At 42.2% G+C, this 3,681-nt stretch carries 2 protein-coding genes and 1 pseudogene; all 3 read right to left on the reverse strand.

Annotation, left to right across the window (positions count from 1 at the left end):
- Positions 1–734 (reverse strand): annotated as a pseudogene (locus ABID39_RS07645) (hypothetical protein); the annotation flags it as partial.
- Positions 735–1,039: 305 nt separating this feature from the next.
- The gene (locus ABID39_RS07650) at positions 1,040–2,683 is read right to left on the reverse strand and encodes a BID domain-containing T4SS effector (RefSeq protein WP_354187551.1); all 1,644 of its coding nucleotides are present in this window, start codon (positions 2,681–2,683) and stop codon (positions 1,040–1,042) included.
- A 309-nt stretch (positions 2,684–2,992) separates the two neighbouring features.
- A partial coding sequence (locus tag ABID39_RS07655) for a BID domain-containing T4SS effector (RefSeq protein ID WP_354187553.1) occupies positions 2,993–3,681 on the reverse strand: 689 nt, incomplete at its 5' end.

Raw genomic sequence — 3,681 nt, forward strand, 5'->3', positions numbered from 1 at the left:
GAAAGCTTTTGTGGCAAGGGCGGTGATTGCCTCTGAGAAACTATTGCATAGGGATCTTCATTGCTTTGTCTTGTTTTAGAAAGCTTTTGTGGCAAAGGTGGTGATTGCCTCTGAGAAATTATTGCATAGGGATTTTCGTCACCTTGTACTCTGTCTTTCGTGCTTTGTGTTTGGCTTAGCTCTTTGTCTCTTTTGCGCGGCGGTCTTTTGGGCGCAATTGTCACGCTTTGTGTTTGGTTCTGCTGTGCCGTTTGGCTTAGTTCTCTGTCTTTTTGGCGCGGCGGTCTTTTTGGCGCAATTGTCGCGCTTTGTGTTTGGCTCTGCTGTGCTGTTTGACTTAGTCCTTTGTCTTTTTGGCGCGGCGGTATTGGAGGCGCAATTGTTGCGCTTTGTGCTTGGCTCTGCTGTGCTGTTTGACTTAGTCCTTTGTCTTTTTGGCGCGGCGGTATTGGAGGCGCAATTGTTGCGCTTTGTGCTTGACTCTGCTGTGCTGTTTGGCTTAGTCCTTTGTCTTTTTGGCGCGGCGGTATTGGAGACGCAATTGTTGCGCTTTGTGCTTGGCTTTGCTGTGCTGTTTGACTTAGTCCTCTGTCTTTTTGGCGCGGCGGTTTTTTTTGTGCAGTTGTTGTGTGAGGGGGGGGAGAGGCAGAAGTGCCTGTAGCAGATTGTTCAAAGAGTTCTCTTAATTGTCGTACTGAAGGAGAGGTATAAGAAGAGAGGTGTGTTTTTTTCATGCATTTTCCTTTCAAGTTTTACAATATCTATTTTTAGAAAACCTTTTTGTTACATTCTTCTTTCTTATTTTCAGGTTCCTTTTTAAAGGAGCATGTCAGTTTGAATGGTCTCAAAAGGTTTTACATTGTTTACACAGATCATGATCAATATTTGTAATGTCTGTGCATATTTTTATTCAATGAGCTATGCTAAAAAACGGAAGGGAATGAATTCTTCTAACCTTCCATATCACTTCTTGGCACAATTCATGTTTGTGAATTGTGCCAAGAAATCAGATGAAGAACGAAAGTTTATGCGCACATGCTTAACTAGCAAAAGACAGAGATTTTTGTGTAGTCGATTTACATGAACGAGCTTCTGGTTTTCTTTGTTGTTCAGTCTCCTTAAAAGATTGCGATAAGGTTTGTTTGTTTTGCAAGTTTTTATCCAGACCAGCAGATTGTTCATGGCGTGTATGCTGTGTCTGATGGGTTTGCATCACGTGCTCTCTTATTTGTTTTACATTATTTGTATAATTTTCAATGGCAGTACACAGATGTTCAAGACCATTTTCAGCTCGTACGCGTGCACGGCTTTTTATACCACAGACATCGCGACCTCTAAGTTTATGAAAAGAAGTAGGATTGTTTTCAAGGTTCTGTACAAGCTGCTCTCCTTGAGAGGTGTCTTTTAAGATTCCTTTTATTTCTTCGTTCAAAAGATTTTTCTTGCCAAAAACGATAGAACACCAATGTTGAATTTGTTCTTCATGTCTTGTGACCGTTGAACTTCTTCGCGCGATATTTGCAATATTCTCTTCTGAGGGGGTCACTTTTTCCGGTGTAGGATGATGTGGACTTTTCAGAATTTTAGCGAGTGTTTCGCTGCCTAAGGTTCGTTGATAGTATTGTAGCTCTGTTCCTGGGGATTCTGACAAGCTCTTTTGTGCATATTTTATAGCTTGTAGATAACATTCCATAGTGCCAGACAGAGAGGAAACGCTTTCTTCAGCACGTCTGCGTGCACTATTTTTTACGCCACAGGTTGTGGAACCAGAAAGTTTAGCAATGCTTTGGGGATGATTTAAAAGTATCCATGGTAAATTGCTTTCCTTCATGGGGCTTTTTTGAATTTCTTCCATTTGATTGTGTAGAGCATCTTCGTTACCATAAACATTTTTACACAAACGCTGAACTTCTTGTTTATATACTTTAACCAATGAGTGGTGGGATGATAGAAGTATGACTTGCTCTTCCGAGAGAGATACTGTTGTGCTTTGTGAAGCACTCGAGGTGAAAGAAGTTGCAGAAGATTGCTCAAGTCCTCTTTTTGTGTGAGGCGGTTGTTCTGCGTAATCCAGTTTTGTAGCTGCCTTAACACTGCCTCTGTTTACACGAGGCGGTTTTGGTGGCGCAACTTTCATGGAAGGAGATCTTGAGGTAGAAGCGCCTTCGGCAGATTGCTCCAGTCCTCTTTTTGTGTGAGGCGGTTGTCCTACGTAATCCAGTTTTGTAGCTGCCTTAACACTGTCTCTGTTTGCATGAGGTGGTTTTGGTGGCGCAACTTTTATGGAAGGAGATCTTGAGGTAGAAGCGCCTTCGGCAGATTGCTCCAGTCCTCTTTTTGTGTGAGGCGGTTGTTCTGCGTAATCCAGTTTTGTAGCTGCCTTAACACTGCCTCTGTTTGCACGAGGCGGTTTTAGTGGCGCAACTTTTATGGAAGGAGATCTTGAGGTAGAAGCGTCTTCGGCAGATTGCTCAAGTCCTCTTTTTGTGTGAGGCGGTTGTTCTGCGTAATCCAGTTTTGTAGCCGCCTTAACACTGCCTCTGTTTGTATGAGGCGGTTTTAGTGGCGCTCCTTTCATGGAAGGAGATTTTGAGGTAAAAGCGCCAGCAGCAGATCGCTCAAAGAGTTCTGTTAATTCTTTTACCGAGGGGCGTGCAGGAGAGGATAGTTGATGTTTTTTCATGCATGTTTCCTTTCAAGAATTGTATTAGAAAACCTCTTTGGTGCATTCTCTGCTTTTATATTTTCTTTGAGAAAAGAAAGCTCTTAACTTGAATGGCTTCCAAAGATTCTGCGCTATTCATCACCCATCGTAATTGGTGTTTGTGACTTTTATACAGTTTTTTTGTGAAACTTTATCAATATGTTATACAATTATGGGATTTATTCTGGTGGATATTTGTTGCAATATTGCACAAAAAACCCAAGCGCAATTCACATAAAATGATTTGCGCTAAGGGATCAGATAAAAGGCAAAAAACTTAACCGATATTTACATTGCAAAAGCAGGGCTTTGTGAGCGGCCACCTCTGCGTGGTGTTACTTCAGGAGCGTTTTGTTGTCTTTCTTGTCCTCTGTGTTGAGCATGTTCTCCTTTTTGTAAATTTTCTTGGCGTTTTAGTGCTGCTTGAGGAACATGCTCAAGACGTTGTCTTGCTTCTTTTGCAGCCCCCGTCAAACCATCAAGAGCGTTACACAAGTGTTGCAGACCTTCTTCTGCTTCTTTGCGTGCACCTGTTTTTAATTTCCCCAATGCATGTCCCGCAAGTTTATGAACAGACTTAGGATCTGCCGCAACATCCCATGAAACCTGTTCTCCCAGTTGAGGATTTTTTACAATATCTTGTAGTTTCTCATTCAAAACTCCTGATTTGCCATAAACAACTTTGCACCAATGTTGAACTTCTTCTTGATATGCTTTGACATGTACGTCCTCTTCAGTTCTCTTAACAATTTCTGCCTCTGAGAGACGAGCTGCTCCTCTTTGTTGTGGATTCACTTGTGTATAGTCTATTCCTCCTGCATGTCGATGATGGTGATATCCTCTTCCTCTTGGGTTAACTTCTGTGTAATCTGTCTCTCCTGAACGTTGTGGTCTTTGCCCTCTGTTTCCTGAAGTGACATCTGCATAGAGGACTTCGTCTGGACGTTGTGGTCTTTGTCCTCTGTTTCCTGAAGTGA

The organism is Bartonella japonica, from assembly GCF_040545385.1.
Lineage (GTDB): Bacteria > Pseudomonadota > Alphaproteobacteria > Rhizobiales > Rhizobiaceae > Bartonella > Bartonella japonica.

Coding starts and splice junctions, on each gene's coding strand:
- ABID39_RS07650 (WP_354187551.1), bottom strand. CDS start 2,683: ATGAAAAAACATCAACTATCCTCTCCTGCACGCCCCTCGGTAAAAGAA.